The organism is Nocardioides massiliensis (genome assembly GCF_030811215.1).
In the GTDB taxonomy this organism is placed as follows: Bacteria; Actinomycetota; Actinomycetes; order Propionibacteriales; family Nocardioidaceae; genus Nocardioides_A; species Nocardioides_A massiliensis.
On record NZ_JAUSQM010000001.1, the window covers coordinates 2622018 to 2637016 of the forward strand.

General features: G+C 69.7%; 17 protein-coding genes, 1 tRNA gene and 1 pseudogene. 13 read left to right on the forward strand and 6 right to left on the reverse strand.

The genetic code is table 11. The features are described from left to right. Positions 1-17: 17 nt before the first annotated feature. Positions 18-89 (forward strand) — tRNA-Val (locus tag J2S59_RS13015). Between the two features lie 68 nt (positions 90-157). On the opposite strand, the gene J2S59_RS13020 is transcribed toward J2S59_RS13015, so the two are convergent. Beyond that, on the reverse strand, positions 158-967 hold the full coding sequence (locus tag J2S59_RS13020) for a GTP pyrophosphokinase (RefSeq protein ID WP_181641748.1): 810 nt from the start codon (positions 965-967) through the stop codon (positions 158-160). 215 nt (positions 968-1182) lie between these two features. Here J2S59_RS13020 and J2S59_RS13025 point away from each other — a divergent pair, with 215 nt between their 5' ends. Continuing rightward, the gene (locus J2S59_RS13025; RefSeq protein ID WP_068119555.1) at positions 1183-1842 is read left to right on the forward strand and encodes a DUF2238 domain-containing protein; all 660 of its coding nucleotides are present in this window, start codon (positions 1183-1185) and stop codon (positions 1840-1842) included. Positions 1843-1857: 15 nt separating this feature from the next. Here the strand turns inward: J2S59_RS13025 and J2S59_RS13030 are convergent, their stop codons facing one another. Next, the gene (locus tag J2S59_RS13030) at positions 1858-2334 is read right to left on the reverse strand and encodes a hypothetical protein (protein ID WP_306825193.1); all 477 of its coding nucleotides are present in this window, start codon (positions 2332-2334) and stop codon (positions 1858-1860) included. Positions 2335-2590: 256 nt separating this feature from the next. On the opposite strand from J2S59_RS13030, the gene thrS reads away from it, so the two are divergent. Together thrS and J2S59_RS13040 are read left to right on the forward strand one after the other, a co-directional pair. Then, positions 2591-4612, forward strand: a complete 2022-nt coding sequence (gene thrS / locus J2S59_RS13035; protein WP_068117275.1) for a threonine--tRNA ligase — start codon at positions 2591-2593, stop codon at positions 4610-4612. Positions 4613-4619: 7 nt separating this feature from the next. After that, on the forward strand, positions 4620-5192 hold the full coding sequence (locus tag J2S59_RS13040; protein WP_068117277.1) for an HIT family protein: 573 nt from the start codon (positions 4620-4622) through the stop codon (positions 5190-5192). Here J2S59_RS13040 and J2S59_RS13045 read toward each other — a convergent pair. Together J2S59_RS13045 and J2S59_RS13050 are read right to left on the reverse strand one after the other, a co-directional pair. Next, positions 5167-6288 carry a N(5)-(carboxyethyl)ornithine synthase gene (locus tag J2S59_RS13045; RefSeq protein ID WP_068117279.1) on the reverse strand — a complete coding sequence of 374 codons (1122 nt, stop codon included), beginning with the start codon at positions 6286-6288 and terminating at the stop codon, positions 5167-5169. The genes J2S59_RS13040 and J2S59_RS13045 overlap by 26 nt on opposite strands. A 44-nt stretch (positions 6289-6332) precedes the next feature. After that, positions 6333-6467: a hypothetical protein gene (locus J2S59_RS13050; protein WP_281366690.1), complete on the reverse strand. Its 135-nt coding sequence runs from the start codon at positions 6465-6467 to the stop codon at positions 6333-6335. 107 nt (positions 6468-6574) lie between these two features. Between J2S59_RS13050 and pgsA the strand changes: the two genes are divergently transcribed. From pgsA to pdxS, 5 genes are read left to right on the forward strand one after another with little or no spacing between them, the layout of a single operon-like run. Then, positions 6575-7195, forward strand: a complete 621-nt coding sequence (gene pgsA, locus J2S59_RS13055) for a phosphatidylinositol phosphate synthase (protein WP_068117282.1) — start codon at positions 6575-6577, stop codon at positions 7193-7195. A 16-nt stretch (positions 7196-7211) separates the two neighbouring features. Beyond that, on the forward strand, positions 7212-8132 hold the full coding sequence (locus J2S59_RS13060) for a phosphatidylinositol mannoside acyltransferase (RefSeq protein ID WP_068117286.1): 921 nt from the start codon (positions 7212-7214) through the stop codon (positions 8130-8132). Between the two features lie 3 nt (positions 8133-8135). Continuing rightward, complete coding sequence (locus tag J2S59_RS13065; RefSeq protein ID WP_181641535.1) at positions 8136-9233, forward strand: glycosyltransferase family 4 protein; 1098 nt, start codon at positions 8136-8138, stop codon at positions 9231-9233. Beyond that, positions 9230-9898 carry a hypothetical protein gene (locus J2S59_RS13070; protein ID WP_181641536.1) on the forward strand — a complete coding sequence of 223 codons (669 nt, stop codon included), beginning with the start codon at positions 9230-9232 and terminating at the stop codon, positions 9896-9898. Before J2S59_RS13065 ends, J2S59_RS13070 begins: the two co-directional genes overlap by 4 nt. Next, positions 9895-10803 carry a pyridoxal 5'-phosphate synthase lyase subunit PdxS gene (pdxS, locus tag J2S59_RS13075; protein WP_068117289.1) on the forward strand — a complete coding sequence of 303 codons (909 nt, stop codon included), beginning with the start codon at positions 9895-9897 and terminating at the stop codon, positions 10801-10803. The genes J2S59_RS13070 and pdxS overlap by 4 nt, the downstream gene beginning before the upstream one ends. 53 nt (positions 10804-10856) lie before the next feature. On the opposite strand, the gene J2S59_RS13080 is transcribed toward pdxS, so the two are convergent. After that, a complete protein-coding gene (locus J2S59_RS13080; RefSeq protein ID WP_068117293.1) occupies positions 10857-11195 on the reverse strand; it encodes a type II toxin-antitoxin system PemK/MazF family toxin in 339 nt (112 codons plus the stop codon). Next, positions 11179-11376 carry a hypothetical protein gene (locus tag J2S59_RS13085; RefSeq protein WP_068117296.1) on the reverse strand — a complete coding sequence of 66 codons (198 nt, stop codon included), beginning with the start codon at positions 11374-11376 and terminating at the stop codon, positions 11179-11181. Before J2S59_RS13085 ends, J2S59_RS13080 begins: the two co-directional genes overlap by 17 nt. Before the next feature lie 77 nt (positions 11377-11453). On the opposite strand from J2S59_RS13085, the gene J2S59_RS13090 reads away from it, so the two are divergent. The 4 genes and pseudogenes from J2S59_RS13090 (at position 11454) to J2S59_RS13105 (ending at position 14972) form a co-directional block, all read left to right on the forward strand. Further along, positions 11454-12623, forward strand: a complete 1170-nt coding sequence (locus tag J2S59_RS13090) for a metallophosphoesterase (protein ID WP_306825194.1) — start codon at positions 11454-11456, stop codon at positions 12621-12623. Positions 12624-12874: 251 nt separating this feature from the next. Beyond that, positions 12875-13411 carry an alternate-type signal peptide domain-containing protein gene (locus J2S59_RS13095; RefSeq protein ID WP_068121941.1) on the forward strand — a complete coding sequence of 179 codons (537 nt, stop codon included), beginning with the start codon at positions 12875-12877 and terminating at the stop codon, positions 13409-13411. A 62-nt stretch (positions 13412-13473) separates the two neighbouring features. Beyond that, a pseudogene (locus J2S59_RS13100) lies at positions 13474-14362 on the forward strand (IS5 family transposase). 37 nt (positions 14363-14399) lie between these two features. Next, positions 14400-14972: a signal peptidase I gene (locus J2S59_RS13105; protein ID WP_246360614.1), complete on the forward strand. Its 573-nt coding sequence runs from the start codon at positions 14400-14402 to the stop codon at positions 14970-14972. Positions 14973-14999: the final 27 nt, after the last annotated feature.

Here is a 14999-nt window from a genome sequence, read left to right on the forward strand (position 1 = left end):
CTCTCGTCCCCGCACTCGGGCGATTGGCGCAGTGGTAGCGCGCTTCGTTCACACCGAAGAGGTCACTGGTTCGAACCCAGTATCGCCCACCGAGTACAGGACCCCCTCTGATCTGCAAATGCGCAGGTCAGAGGGGGTTTCTTTGTAGCGATGCGCTTCAGGGGGAGGGTGGACCTGATCGCGCTGCGCGGATGCGGAGGAACTGCGCGAGCACGGCGTCGGTGGGTATGGCGGAGCCCCGACGTGGGGGAGCAGATTCCCCGTCCCCATGCACCTGTTGATGCAGGTGCTCCATGATCGTGTCGAGCTCGGCCGCCGTTCGTGCCGATGCCTCCAGGTCCTTGCGCACTTCCGTTGGCAGGTGATGGTCGTACTTGTAGTGGATCTTGTGTTCGAGACTCGCCCAGAAGTCCATCGCGACGGTTCGAAGCTGTAGCTCGACGGTCACGGCGAGGGTCTCGTCCGAGAGGAACACCGGGACCTGCACCAGGAGGTGCAGGCTTCGATATCCGTTCGGCTTCGGCGCGCTGATGTAGTCCTTGGTCTCCAGGACGGTGATGTCGGACTGGCGGCTGAGCATCTCCGCGACGCGATAGACGTCGGAGACGAAGCTGCACACGATGCGAAGACCGGCGATGTCCGTGATGGACGCACTGATCGCTTCGAACGACGGGTCGAGCCCCTTGCGCGAGACCTTGGCGATCAGGGACTCCGACGACTTCAGTCGCGCCGCGACATGCTCGATCGGGTTGTGGGCGTGCAGATGGATGAACTCCAGCCGCAAGATCTCGATCTTGGTCTTCACCTCTTCGATGCCGAACTGGTACTGGAGCATGAAGCGGGAGAACTCGGCGCGGAGTTGGACGAGATCATCGAGAGACGGCATTGCGGTCGAAGATGCGTCCTCCACCGTCGTTGGACCCGCGTCGTTGTCGAGGAGATTTGCCGCACCTGCGTCTGATCCCATGCAACAACGCTATCCAGCAACCGGAAAGGCGCCGTATACCGTGCGTGACGGCATGGCAGGGCGAGGGCGCGCAACGGGGGCGCGCTACGCTGCGGGGTCGCCCGTGCAGAGGAACCGTCCTCGGACTCACGGGTGCTCGATCGTGTACGGAGTGAACGGCCCTGCGTCGCAGTCGGCGCCGGCCCTCACCAGATGAGACAGAGCAGGAGTGCCGCATGACCGAACTGGTGGCGGCCCGTTATCCCGTCCCGCCGGTCATCCGGACCGCGAACGTCGCCGCCAAGGGCGGTCTCGTGCTGATGCTGCTCCTCGCCCTGCTGCACCCGGAGTCCGGCAACATGGAGGACAAGGCCGCGGGGGTGCGGGCGCTCGTCTATCCGCTGCTGTCGTTCACGGTGCCCGTCGTCTGGTACGTGTGGTGGCGCGAACGCTCGTCGCTCCCGTGGCTGGCCGACTTCATGGTCACCATCACGTGCTTCACCGACATCCTCGGCAACCGGATGAACCTCTACGACACCATCGTGTGGTTCGACGACTGGATGCACTTCATGAACACGGGCCTCCTCGCCGGAGCCGCGATCCTGCTGACGCTGCACCGCTCCGCCAGCCTCCCCAGCGTGCTCGAGCGCGCGCTGGCGGTCGGGGCGACCGGTGCCATCGCATGGGAGATCGGCGAGTACTTCGCCTTCATCAGCGGCTCGTCCCACCGGCATTTCGCCTACGCCGACACTCTCAGCGATCTCGGTCTGGGCGTCCTCGGATCCGTGGTGGCCGCTGTCGTCATCCACCGGTCGTGGCAGCAGGGTCGGCTGAGGTCGGCCGCGCCCCAGCTCGATGACTGGGCCGGCCGACCTCAGGTCGAGCGCCTGATCTGACGTACGCCGAGGCTGTCAGCGCGGCGCGACCCTCTTCATGGCCTTCTTCGAGGCTTTGCGCGAGGCCTTGGCGCCGGACTTGGCCGCGCCGAGCACGCCCTGGCTGAGCAACGTCAGCCCAGCCCCGACGAGCCACACGTCCTTGGCCACGGAGAGACCTTCCTGGCTCGGGCGGATGCCGTCGTCCAGGGTCATCGAGGGGGTCTTGAGATACATCCCCATCAGGCTGGCGCCGAACCCGGTCAGCGCGGCGCCCGCCACGGTCGCAGAGACCTTCGGCATGAGCAGGGCGGCGCCCACGCCGATCTCGCTGTAGGCAAGCACCTTGGCGAACTTCGTGGGCTCCATGTCCTTGAACAGCGCCGGGTAGGTGCCCGCGGCTGCGCCGTGCAGGAACTGGGCCGTGCCCTCGTCGGCACCGAGCTTGCTGATGCCGGAGTTGAGGACGAACGCGCCGGTGGCGACACGCAGCGGGACGTGGGTCAGGTTCATGGCGACTCCTCATCGGAAGTGGATCGTCGACGGCGTGAGCCGTGGGTGAAGCGCTCGCTCACGCGCGAGCCGAGCTCCGTCGTCACTTCACTGCTGCCCCGACGCGGCGCCGAGCACGCATCGTGGGAGAAATGACTGACACGGGTCGACGTCGGCGGCGGTGCCGCAGGGAAACCCGGCGGCGCACGATCGTGCGGTCTCGTTACGATCAACACGACTCGCTTGACCCCCGACCGGCCGAACCAGGAGAGACCCCGTGTCCCAGCTCACCGTCACCGTGATCCGCCCCGACGAGCGGACCGAGCAGACGGTGGAGACGGGCACCAAGGCCTGGCAGCTGTTCGCCGACGAGCCCGAGGTCATTGCCGCGCGGGTCTCGACACGCTCGACCGACGATGAACCTGCCCTCCGCGACCTCAGCCACGAGCTGAGCGAGGGCGACCTGGTCGAGCCGGTCGCCATCGACTCCGCCGACGGCCGCGACATCCTGCGCCACTCCTGCGCGCACGTGCTGGCCCAGGCCGTGCAGGACCTCTTCCCCGAGGCCAAGCTCGGCATCGGTCCGCCGATCACCGATGGCTTCTACTACGACTTCGACGTCGAGACCCCGTTCACCCCGGCGGACCTCGAGAAGCTCGAGTCGCGGATGCGCAAGATCATCAAGGAGAACCAGCGCTTCTCCCGGCGCGTGGTCGGTGACGACGAGGCGCGCGTCGAGCTCGCCGAGGAGCCCTACAAGCTCGAGCTGATCGGTCTCAAGGGCGGGGCCTCGACCAGCTCGACCACCCAAGATTTTGAAGGTGCCAACGTCGAGGTCGGCGCGGGCGAGCTGACGATCTACGACAACCTCGACCGCAAGGGCGAGGTCGCGTGGAAGGACCTGTGCCGCGGCCCGCACCTGCCGACGACCAGGCGGATTCCGGCGTTCAAGCTGATGCGGTCTGCTGCGGCGTACTGGCGCGGCGACGAGAAGAACAAGCAGCTGCAGCGCGTCTACGGCACCGCCTGGGAGTCCAAGGAGGCGCTGGACGACTACCTGCACCGGATCGAGGAGGCCGAACGGCGCGACCACCGCAAGCTCGGGCGCGACCTCGACCTGTTCAGCTTCCCCGACGAGATCGGCTCCGGCCTGCCGGTCTTCCACCCCAAGGGCGGCGTGATCAAGCGGGCGATGGAGGACTACGTCCGCGAGCGTCACATCCAGGAGGGCTTCGAGTACGTCGGCACCCCCCACATCGCCAAGGAGGGGCTCTTCCACACCTCCGGGCACCTGCCCTACTACGGCGAGGGGATGTATCCGGCGCTGGACGTCGACGGCATGGAGTACCGCCTCAAGGCGATGAACTGCCCCATGCACAACCTCATCTACCGCTCGCGCCAGCGCTCCTACCGGGAGCTGCCGCTGCGGCTGTTCGAGTTCGGCCACGTCTACCGGCACGAGAAGTCCGGCGTGATCCACGGCCTTACCCGCGTGCGCGGCTTCGCGCAGGACGACTCGCACTCCTACTGCACCCCCGAGCAGGCGCCCGACGAGGTCGCCCACCTGCTCAACTTCATGCTGAGCCTGCTGCGCGACTTCGGCATCGACGACTTCTACCTCGAGCTGTCGACCCGCGACGCGTCGAAGGACAAGTTCATCGGCTCCGACGAGGACTGGGCTGTGGCGACCCAGGTGCTCGAGGACGTCGCCCGCGCGACCGGCCTGGAGCTCGTGCCCGACCCGGGTGGGGCGGCGTACTACGGACCCAAGATCTCGGTGCAGGCACGCGACGCGATCGGGCGGACGTGGCAGATGGGCACCGTGCAGTACGACTTCAACCAGCCCTCGGCCGACCGGTTCAACCTCGAGTACGTCGCCGCGGACGGCACGCGCCAGCAGCCGGTGATGATCCACTCCGCGAAGTTCGGCTCGATCGAGCGGTTCATGGGGGTCCTGGTCGAGCACTACGCCGGGGCGTTCCCGCCCTGGCTGGCGCCGGTCCAGGTGCAGGGCATCCCGATCGCCGAGCGGCACAACGACTACCTGCTCGACCTCGCCCGCCGGATGAAGGCCGAGGGGCTGCGCGCCGACGTCGACCTGTCCGACGACCGGATGCAGAAGAAGATCCGCAACGCGCAACTGCAGAAGGTGCCGTTCATGCTGATCGCGGGCGATGACGACGTGGAGGCCGGCGCGGTCTCCTTCCGCTACCGCGACGGGCGCCAGGACAACGGCGTACCCGTGGACGAGGCGATCCGCCGCGTGGCCGAGGCCGTGGCGTCGCGCAGCCAGGTCTGAGGCGACGATGCGCGGCGAGCGGCAGGGGCAGTCCCAGACCGGTGTGGGGGAGCCCGACGGTCTGGACCGGCTGTGGACCCCGCACCGGATGGCCTACGTCCGCGGGGACCTGGCGGCCGACCCCGGCAGCAGCCCGGAGCCGACGGAGGAGCCGGGCTGCCCGTTCTGCCGGATCGCGGCAGCCACCGACCCGGACGGCGACCTCGTGGTGGCCCGGGGGAGCAGCGCGTTCGTGGTGCTCAACCTCTACCCCTACAACCCGGGGCACCTGATGGTGCTGCCCTACCGCCACGTCGCGGACTACACCGAGCTCGACGAGGACGAGACCCGCGAGGTCGCGGAGCTCACCAAGCAGGCGATCCGCACGATCCGCTCGGTGTCCAACCCGCACGCGTTCAACGTCGGCATCAACCTCGGCGCGGCTGCGGGCGGCTCGCTCGCCGCACACCTGCACCAGCACGTCGTGCCGCGCTGGTCGGGTGACGCCAACTTCATGACCGTCACCGGCAACACCAAGACGCTCCCGCAGCTGCTCTCCGACACCCAGGAGCTGCTCAGGAGTGCGTGGTCGCGCCCCTGAGCCGATGCGGGTGCTCGGCGGCTCGCTGCTGGAACGACAAGATCGCGGGGTTCACCACGACCCCGTCACGGATCTCGATGGCACGTGCGACAGTCTGGTCGCCCGCCCACGCCTGCGGTCCGCCGAGGACGGTGCGCAGGAACGGCATGAGCGCCTCGCTGAGCTCCCAGGTCGCCGACGCCCAGAGGTACGACGGCGTGTGGTCGACGGCGTAGTAGCCGATTCCGTCACCGACGGTGAACATCGGCTCGTCGAAGGACGTGGGTCGTGCCCAGCTGAAGCCCATCCCTTCGTCGCACGAGACGTCGATAACGAGGCTGCCGCGGCGGAACGCCGGTAGGTCGGACTCGTCCAGGTAGGTCAACGGTTGGTCGGTGTCCTGCAGGGTGCAGTTCACGACGACGTCGGCCGCTGCCAGCACCTGAGCGACCGGCGCGGGACCGGCGGCGGTGGACACGATCGTGCCGAAGGGTGCGTCGGGCTCGTGCGCGAAGTGCTTGATGCGCACGGAGTGGATCGGTGAGCCGACCGCACCGACCTGGCGGGTGGTGAGGACCTGGACGTCGTGAACGCCGTGCGCGTTCAACGCGGTGATGGCGCCGCGCGCAGTGGCGCCGAAACCGATGACCACCGCGCTCAGCGGGCGTCCGTAGGTGCCGGTCGTGCCGGTCAGCGCGAGCGCGTGGAGCACCGAGCAGTAGCCGGCGAGCTCGTTGTTCTTGTGGAACACGTGCAATCCAAAGCCGCCGCGTGCGTCCCAGTGGTTCATCGCCTCGAAGGCGATCAGCGTCAGACGTCGGTCGATGGCGATCTGCGTGGCGATCGGATCCTGCACGCAGTGCGGCCAGCCCCACAGCACCTGACCGGGCCGCAGGGCCTCGAAGTCCTCGTGCTGCGGCTTGGGCAGGAGCACAACGTCCGCGGCCTCGAGGAGTGCCGGTCGGGGCAGGACGCCGCCGACCAGCGGCGCGAGCTCGTGGTCCGGGATGCCGAACGGCTCGCCGTACCCCTCCTCGAGCAGCATGGCGGCGCGCAGGTCGGCGTCGATGCGCCCCAGGTGGGCGGGGTGCAGCGGCAGCCGGCGCTCGTTCTCCATGGACGAACCTCCCACGACGGCGAGTCGCAGCAGGTTCGTGCCTATCAACGTTTGCGTTTCGACGGCTCAGGCGTGATGGCGGAGTCGGCGGCGCCCTGGGCGCGCTTGTCGGCCCGCTTCTCCTTGATCGACTTCGTCGCCTTCTTGGACATGGCCTGGCGGGGGGACTTGTCACTCATGGGGGCGCTCCTTGGTCGGGCGCCTGGATGGCTCCGTACTGCGACCGTACGCCACTTCACCCCGCCGTGCGGCCGGACGAGCTCGGGGGCACTAGCCTGCTGCCACCATGTTGGAACGTTTCCGCGGTTTCTGGACCAAGCTCCTCTCGCCGATCGCGCACCTGTTGATGAGGCTGGGCGTCAGCCCGGACATGGTGACGCTGGTCGGCACGATCGGCGTGAGCGCAGGAGCGTTGGTGTTCTTCCCGCGCGGCGACCTGCTCATCGGGGTCCTGGTCATCACGGCGTTCGTCTTCTCCGACCTCATCGACGGCTACATGGCCCGCGAGTCGGGGACGTCCTCGCGGTGGGGCGCCTTCCTCGACTCCACACTCGACCGGATCGGCGACGCCGCCATCTTCGGTGGGTTGGTGCTCTACTTCGCCGGACCTGGGGACTCGATGCCGCTGGCGTGCCTGGCGCTCTACTGCCTCGTGATGGGTTCGGTCACCTCCTACGCCCGAGCGCGCGCGGAGTCGCTCGGGATGCAGGCGAAGGGCGGCATCGCCGAGCGCGCCGACCGGCTCGTCGCCGTCCTGGTGCTCACCGGGCTCTCCGAGATCTTCGACCTGCCGATCCTCATCCCCATCGTCCTCGTCGCGCTGGCGGTCGCCAGCACGATCACGGTGATCCAGCGGATGCTCATCGTCCGGCGCCAGGCACTTGCCGACCCGTCGCTGCCGGCATGAGCCTCCCGAGGCGACCGTGAGCCTGCGCGAGGACCTCACCGCCTCGGCGTACGTCGCGGGGTGGCGGCTGGTGCGGCTGCTCCCGGAGCGCGCGGCGTACCGACTCTTCGCCACCATCGCCGACCGGGTGTACGCCGGGGATGGCCCGAGCGTGCAGCGGCTGCGCGCGAACCTCGGCCGGGTGGTGCCCGAGGCCGAGCTCGACGCGGTCACGCACGCCGCGGTGCGCTCCTACCTGCGCTACTGGTGCGAGTCGTTCCGCCTGCCGTCCTGGCCGATCGACGACCTGGTCGCGCGTACCCGCACCGTCCGCGAGGACATCGTCCGCGACGCGCTCGCCGCCGGCCGGGGAGCGGTCGTCGCGCTGCCCCACATGGGCAACTGGGACTGGGCCGGGGCCTGGGCGTGCTCGGAGGTGGCGCCGCTCATGACCGTGGCAGAGCGGCTGCGCCCGGCGCGGCTCTACGACGAGTTCGTCGCCTACCGGCGCAAGCTCGGCATGGAGGTGCTCGCGATGGGGGAGCCCGACGTCCTCGACCGGCTCGCCGCGTGGGTGGGTGACGGTGGGCTGGTGTGCCTGCTGGCCGATCGGGACCTGTCGCGCCAGGGTGTGCCGGTCACCTTGCTGGGTGAGGAGGCGCGCATGCCGGGCGGCCCGGCGCGGCTGGCGCTGCGCACGAGCGCACCGTTGATCCCGGTCACCCTGCACTACGCCGAGCGCACCATGACGGTGAGGTTCCATGAGCCCGTGCCGCACGACGACTCACCGGGCGGCGACAGGCGGATGATGCAGGACGTCGCGGACGCGTTCACGGCCGCGATCGGCGAGCACCCCGTCGACTGGCACATGATGCAGCGGGTCTTCGCCGCCGACCTCGACCCGGACCGCGACCCCCGGCACGACCCCGATCGAGACACCCACCACGGGCAGGGCTGAGCCGTGCGGATCGGGATCGTGTGCCCCTACTCCTTCGAGACCTTCGGCGGGGTCCAGATCCACGTGCTCGACCTGGCGGAGGCGCTGATGGCGCGCGGTCACGAGGTCGCCGTGCTCGCGCCGGCCGAGGACGACACCCCGCTGCCGGACTTCGTGACTTCCGCCGGGGGAGCGGTGCCCATCCCCTACAACGGCTCGGTGGGGCGACTGGCGTTCGGGCCGGTCGCGGTCGCGCGGGTGCGCCGGTGGTTGCGTGAGCAGGACCTCGACGTGCTGCACGTGCACGAGCCCGGCACGCCCAGCGTGTCCCTGCTCGCCGTCGCCAGCGCCGAGGTCCCGGTGGTCGCGACCTTCCACACCTCGCAGGTCCGCTCGCGGGCGATGTCGGCCGCGAGCGCGCTGCTGCGACCGTTCATGGAGAAGATCGACGCGCGCATCGCCGTCTCCGAGCACGCGCGCAGCACGCTCGTGCAGCATCAGGGTGGCGAGCCCGTGGTGATCCCCAACGGCGTCGACGTCGGCAGGTACGTCGCAGCGTGCGGTCGCGACGAGTGGCGCGGCGACCCGACGCTGGCGTTCGTCGGCCGGCTCGACGAGGAGCGCAAGGGGTTCGCCGTGCTGGCCCAGGCATGGCCCCGGATCTGCCGGGCCCATCCCGGTGCGCGACTGCTGGTGGTCGGCGCGGGCGACGTCGACCAGGCACGGGAGCTGTTGGGGGAGCACGCTGCGGCGGTCGAGTTCCTCGGCCGGGTCGACGACCCGGCCAAGGCCGACGCGCTGGCGACGGCCGATCTCTACGTCGCGCCCAACACGCGTGGGGAGAGCTTCGGCATCGTGCTCGTGGAGGCGATGGCAGCCGGCGCCTGCGTGCTGGCCAGCGACATCCCCGCCTTCCGCTCGGTCCTGCAGGACGGTGAGCTGGGGGCGCACTTCGCGAACCGCGACGCCCACGACCTCGCCGACCAGGCGATCGCGCTGCTCGGTGACCCCGACCGGCGGGCGGCACTGGTGGCCGCGTCCCAGGTCGCCGTACGCCGCTACGACTGGTCCACCGTCGCCGCCGAGATCCTCGAGGTCTACGAGACGGTGGTGCAGGGATGAGCCCGAGCATGTGGGCGGTCGTCGTCGCGCTGGTCGTGCTGGTGCTGCTCCTCGGGTGGTGGTTGAGCTGGACTGCGCGACGGCTCGACCGGCTGCACCACCGCCTCGACCTGGCCCACAGCTCGCTCGTCGGCCAGCTGCAGCTCCGAGCAGCGTTGGCCTTGGAGCTCGGGACCGCCGGCCTCCTCGACCCCGCGAGCTCCCTGCTCCTCATCGACGCGGCCGCGGCGGCACGCGGCGACCTCGAACGCCCCGACAGTGAGGCCCAGTCACACCTGTCGCAGACGCTGCGCCTGGTCCTGCCCGAGGACGAGGAGACCCGCGACGCCCTGCGCACGTTGTACGCCGACCCGCCCGCGCGCGAGCTGCTCGACCAGTTGGCGGCCGCGAGCCGCAAGGTCGAGCTGGCGCGTCGGTTCCACAACGACCAGGTGCGCGCCACCCGCGACCTGCGCAGCCGCCGTCGTACGCAGTGGTTCCGGCTCGCCGCGAAGGCACCTGAGCCCCGCCCGATCGACTTCGACGACCAGCCGCCGGCGGTCTTCTCGGTCGAGACCGCTGCCAGCCTCGGAACCGGTGGCCCTACTGTCGACCCCGTCACCCCCGACCCCCAGGCCAACGCCCCACACAGCCCCGACCCACCCAGCCCCGAGGACCCCGCATGAGCACCGACACCGCCCCCACCACCCCGACCACCGGCACCGAAGGCGTCAAGCGCGGCATGGCCGAGATGCTCAAGGGCGGCGTGATCATGGACGTGGTCACCGCGGAGCAGGCCAAGATCGCCGAGGACGCGGGTGCCGTCGCGGTGATGGCGCTCGAGCGGGTCCCGGCCGACATCCGTGCCCAGGGCGGCGTGAGCCGGATGAGCGACCCCGACATGATCGACTCGATCATCGAGGCCGTGTCGATCCCCGTGATGGCCAAGGCCCGCATCGGTCACTTCGCCGAGGCGCAGGTCCTGCAGAGCCTGGGCGTCGACTACATCGACGAGTCCGAGGTGCTGACCCCGGCCGACTACGCCAACCACATCGACAAGTGGGCCTTCACGGTGCCGTTCGTGTGTGGCGCGACCAACCTCGGCGAGGCGCTCCGCCGCATCACCGAGGGCGCGGCGATGATCCGCTCCAAGGGCGAGGCCGGCACCGGCGACGTCTCCAACGCCGTGACCCACATGCGCACCATCCGCGCCGAGATCCGCCGGTTGCAGGCGATGGAGCGCGACGAGCTGTTCGTCGCGGCGAAGGAGCTGCAGGCGCCGTACGCCCTGGTGCGTGAGGTGGCCGAGATCGGCAAGCTGCCGGTGGTGCTGTTCACCGCCGGCGGGATCGCGACGCCGGCCGACGCGGCGATGATGATGCAGTTGGGCGCGGAAGGGGTCTTCGTCGGCTCGGGGATCTTCAAGTCCGGCAACCCCGCGCAGCGTGCGGAGGCGATCGTGAAGGCGACCACCTTCTACGACGACCCCGACGTGGTCGCCAAGGTCTCGCGCGGGCTGGGCGAGGCGATGGTCGGCATCAACGTCGAGGAGCTGCCGCAGCCGCATCGGCTCTCCGAGCGCGGCTGGTAGCAGGAGATCCTGCAGCGCGATGTCACCTTCGTGCCGCCCGGCGGGCTGCGGCCTCAGCCGTCGATGATGATCGTCACCGTGACGCGGATCTGTTGAAGCACGACCGGTCCGACGTTGCCGATCCGTGCACGCACGCGGGCCGTGGCGATGGATCGGATGTGCTGGCACTGGGCGGCGGACACGGCCGCGAGCCCGTTGTGCTCATCGGGTTCGACGACGATCTCGGAGCCGCTGTCGCGGATCGTGCGCGTGAGGGGAACGACCTGGACGACGTTCGGTCCGCCGCGCAGAACCTGCTCGGCGGTGATGACGACCGCGGGCCGACGCAACCCTGCCTCGGACCCCGCTGGCGAACCGAGGTCGAGCGCGACCACGTCACCCGGCGTCAGCATCGAGCCAAGCGGTCTCGTCCTCGCGCAGCGCGACGGCCAGGTCGACCCCCATGGCCTCTTGCTGCAGCAACCGCACGGCACGCGAGACCGTGTCGGTGAGGGTTTCGCCGCGCTTGGCTGCCAGCTCGTTGAGTGAGTCGCGCGCGGCGCGGCTGACCCGGATCGTCGTGGTGTCGGCCATGCACCCACGGTACCCGCCTGTAGATCGCTCGGTCTACACGTGCGGGGGGTCGGTCTACGCTCACCCGACATGACACGTTGCGTGCGGCTGGTGAGCTGCTGAGGACCGCCCTCGGCGTCCTCGCCCTCCTGCTCCTGTTGGCCACGATCGTCGCGTGGGCGCGGTGGCTGCACCGGAGGTTGACCGTCCATGCCGGTGCACCCCGATGGGTCCGCATCGTCTCCCTGGTCGTCGTGGCCGGTGGGCTGGTGTTGTTCGGCGTCGCCAACGTCGCCTACCGGTTCCTCGACCCGGAGCCGTGGCGCCCGGTCATCGTCGTGGGCCTCACCTGGCTCGCGGTGGCGTGGTACCTCACCCTGGGCTGCGCTCTCGTCGCCGTACCTGCGCGGGTGCTGCGGCTGTCGGGACGGCTCGCGGCGCGCCGCCGGTGGCTGCGGGTCAGCACGGTCGCGGTGGTGGTCGCGACGGTCGCCGTGACGGCGTACGGCGCCGTGGTGGCCGCGCGTCCAGGGGTCGTGGCGTACGACGTCGAGATCGCCGGTCTGCCGGCGGGTTGGGACGGGACGCGCGTCGTGCTGGTCACCGATCTGCACGTGGGCGCCGTCCACGGACAGGGGTGGACCCGGCGGATGGCGGACCTCGTCGCGGCGCAGGACCCTGAGCTGGTGGTGCTGGCCGGTGATCTCGTCGACGGTTGGGAGGTCCACACCGGGCCGCTGCTCGCGCCGATCGCCGATCTCGACGCACCGCTGGGCGCCTTCGCGGTGTCGGGCAACCACGAGGTCGAGAGTGGTGACGGAGCGGCGTACCTCGATCGGTTCGAGGAAGTCGGGTTGACCGTGCTGCGCAATGACGCGGTGCGCATCGAGCGCGGGGGAGACAAGCTCGTCGTGGCCGGGGTGCACGACGCGACCGGGACCGGTGCACTGGCGCCCGACGCGGACGCGGCACTGGCGGGGGTCGAGGCCGAGGACTTCGTGATCTTCGTGGCGCACCAGCCGCTGCAGGTACCGGGTGGTGACCGGGTCGACCTCCAGCTCTCCGGCCACACCCACGGCGGTCAGATCTGGCCGTTCGGCTGGCTCGTGCCGCTGCAGCAGCCCACGTTGGCCGGGGTCGACGAGGTGAACGGCGTGACGGTCGTGACCTCGCGGGGCTTCGGGACGTCCGGGCCGCCGGTCCGCGTGGGCTCCCCACCGGAGATCGTCGTGCTCACGTTGCGCAGCGCCCCCGCGGCCGTCGAGTAGCGACTGATCTGGGAGCTGGCGTCGTGGCTCAACCCGTTCTCCTACGACCTGCGGGTCACCGTCGCCGATCGCTCCCGCAACCAGACCGAGTCCCGCTTCCAGTCGTGAGGCGTCCGCCGCCGTGGATCCAGGACTCCTCCGCCTGGGCGTCGCGTCGACTTGAGCAAGTCTTGCAACGGGTTCGGTTGTGATGAGCCTCACGCTGCCGATCTCGGGGAAGTGGCGCACCCGTGCCGCGGACGGAGGTCGATATGCGCAAGGAAGTCAAGGCGACGCTGGCGCTCGGTGCGGCGGGAGCGCTGCTGGTCGGAGGTGCCGGCACGCTGGCCTTCTGGACTGACGAGGCGACGCTCGGCGGAGCGAGTCTCACCTCGGGCAAGTTGGCGGTCGACGCGAGCGACTGCGACGCCGGGGCTGCGGTATGGACGCTCGAAGGCGATGCCTTCGACCCCGCAACCGACAGGCTGATCCCAGGTGACACCCTCACCATGACCTGTGACGTGGCCATCGACGTCGCCGGCACCCACTTGACCCAGGTCGACATCGAAGCGGTCGTGCCGTCGGGTGCTCTCGCCGGGGCGTGGGAAGAGGTGACCGTGGCGGCCACCGTCCGCGGTACAGCGACGGGAGCCGAAGACGTGACCGTGACCGGAGGGACAAACCTGATCCCGGTCGTGGTCACGGTGACGTGGCCCCACGGCACGGAGGACAACGACCTCAACGGCGGTCTCACCACCACGCTCGGGGACATCGTGGTCGCCGTCGCGCAGGATCACCAGGACGACTAGGGCGTGTCTGACAAAGATTGGGCGGTAGGTCTGGGAACGTTCGGGTCGTGTCGCGTTTCCAGATGCTCTCCGATGCCCAGTGGTCGTTGATCGAGGACCTGCTTCCGAAGCCGACGGGGCGCCAGGGCCGCCCGTTTGCTGATGCGCGCCAGGTCGTGGAGGGCATCATCTACCGCTACCGAACCGGGATCGCCTGGCGCGATTCGCCCGAGGTGTACGGGCCATGGCAGACGTTGTGGACCTGGCATCGACGGATGGCCGAGGACGGCACGTGGGACACCGTGCTGGACCGGTTGACCGCTGCGGCCGATGCTGCCGGGCTGGTCGATTGGTCGCTGTCGGTGGACTCCACGATCGCGCGTGCTCACCAGCACGCGACGAACACCACGCGCCTCACAGGGGGCTGGATCGAGTTACACGAATCCACCCGACCGGCTCGCGGAGCCGCCTGACCACGCGATCGGGCGTTCCCGCGGCGGGTTGTCGACCAAGATCCACTCCCTGGTCGAGGGCCACGGCCTACCGATGGTGGTGCTGCTCAGTCCCGGGCAGGCGGGCGATTCGCCGATGTTCGGGCCGTTGATGGCGCACCTGCGCGTCGCGCAGCCGGTCGGGCGAGCACGAACCAGACCCGACCTCGTGCGCGCGGACAAGGCCTACTCCTCACGCGCGATCCGCACTCATCTGCGCCAGCGCGGCATCCGCGCAGCCATCCCTGAGCCTTCCGACCAACAAGGACACCGCCGACGGCGAGGATCGCGCGGCGGACGACCGCCGGCTTTCGACGCCGAGATCTACAAGGGACGCAACGTCGTCGAGCGCCGCTTCTGCCACCTCAAGCAGTGGCGCGGACTCGCCACCCGCTACGACAAGCTCGCCATCACCTACCGCGCAGCCGCTGTCCTCAACGCCGTGATCGCCTGGACCCGACATTTGTCAGACATGCCCTAATGCGTCTGGCTCGGGACCGACGATGAGGGTGGTGCGCGTGGTGCTCCGAGCGGGCACCTGGGCAGTGCTGCTGGGACTGCTTGCTGTCTTGGCGGTGGCCGTCGTCGTCCCTCGCGTCGCGGGGGCGACGCCGTACGCCGTACTCAGCGGGTCGATGTCTCCGGCGTACCCCACTGGTGCGCTGGTGGTCGTGCGCGCGGTGGAGCCAGACGCGATCACCATCGGCAGTGTCATCACCTATCAGCCGGAGTCCGGGCGGGAGGCGGTCGTCACGCATCGTGTCGTCGCTGTGGGCATCCGCGAAGGTGAGATCCGCTACCAGACCCGCGGCGACGCGAACCCGGTCCCGGACGCCGAATGGGTCCGTCCGGTCCAAGTCCGTGGCGAGGTCTGGTACGCGGTCCCTCACCTGGGTCGCGCAGGCACACTGCTCGACCTGCGTGAACGACGGTGGGGCATCTGGCTACTCGCTGGTCTGCTCGCGATCTACGGAGTCTCGCTCTTCAGCTCGGCCTACCGGGATCGCCGGCGACGCACGCCTCAGGGCGACCACGGTGATGCACGGGGCCGGCATCGCGCCGAGCGTGACGAACCGGTCGGCGTCCCGTGACGCGCGGCCGTCACGTTGCCTCGCGGC

Bases quoted from the DNA above. Each gene is read 5' to 3' on its own strand.
- J2S59_RS13020 (WP_181641748.1), bottom strand. From the start codon at position 967: ATGGGATCAGACGCAGGTGCGGCAAATCTCCTCGACAACGACGCGGGT.
- J2S59_RS13025 (WP_068119555.1), top strand. From the start codon at position 1,183: ATGACCGAACTGGTGGCGGCCCGTTATCCCGTCCCGCCGGTCATCCGG.
- J2S59_RS13030 (WP_306825193.1), bottom strand. From the start codon at position 2,334: ATGAACCTGACCCACGTCCCGCTGCGTGTCGCCACCGGCGCGTTCGTC.
- J2S59_RS13040 (WP_068117277.1), top strand. From the start codon at position 4,620: ATGCGCGGCGAGCGGCAGGGGCAGTCCCAGACCGGTGTGGGGGAGCCC.
- J2S59_RS13045 (WP_068117279.1), bottom strand. From the start codon at position 6,288: ATGGAGAACGAGCGCCGGCTGCCGCTGCACCCCGCCCACCTGGGGCGC.
- J2S59_RS13050 (WP_281366690.1), bottom strand. From the start codon at position 6,467: ATGAGTGACAAGTCCCCCCGCCAGGCCATGTCCAAGAAGGCGACGAAG.
- pgsA (WP_068117282.1), top strand. From the start codon at position 6,575: ATGTTGGAACGTTTCCGCGGTTTCTGGACCAAGCTCCTCTCGCCGATC.
- J2S59_RS13070 (WP_181641536.1), top strand. From the start codon at position 9,230: ATGAGCCCGAGCATGTGGGCGGTCGTCGTCGCGCTGGTCGTGCTGGTG.
- pdxS (WP_068117289.1), top strand. From the start codon at position 9,895: ATGAGCACCGACACCGCCCCCACCACCCCGACCACCGGCACCGAAGGC.
- J2S59_RS13080 (WP_068117293.1), bottom strand. From the start codon at position 11,195: ATGCTGACGCCGGGTGACGTGGTCGCGCTCGACCTCGGTTCGCCAGCG.
- J2S59_RS13085 (WP_068117296.1), bottom strand. From the start codon at position 11,376: ATGGCCGACACCACGACGATCCGGGTCAGCCGCGCCGCGCGCGACTCA.
- J2S59_RS13095 (WP_068121941.1), top strand. From the start codon at position 12,875: ATGCGCAAGGAAGTCAAGGCGACGCTGGCGCTCGGTGCGGCGGGAGCG.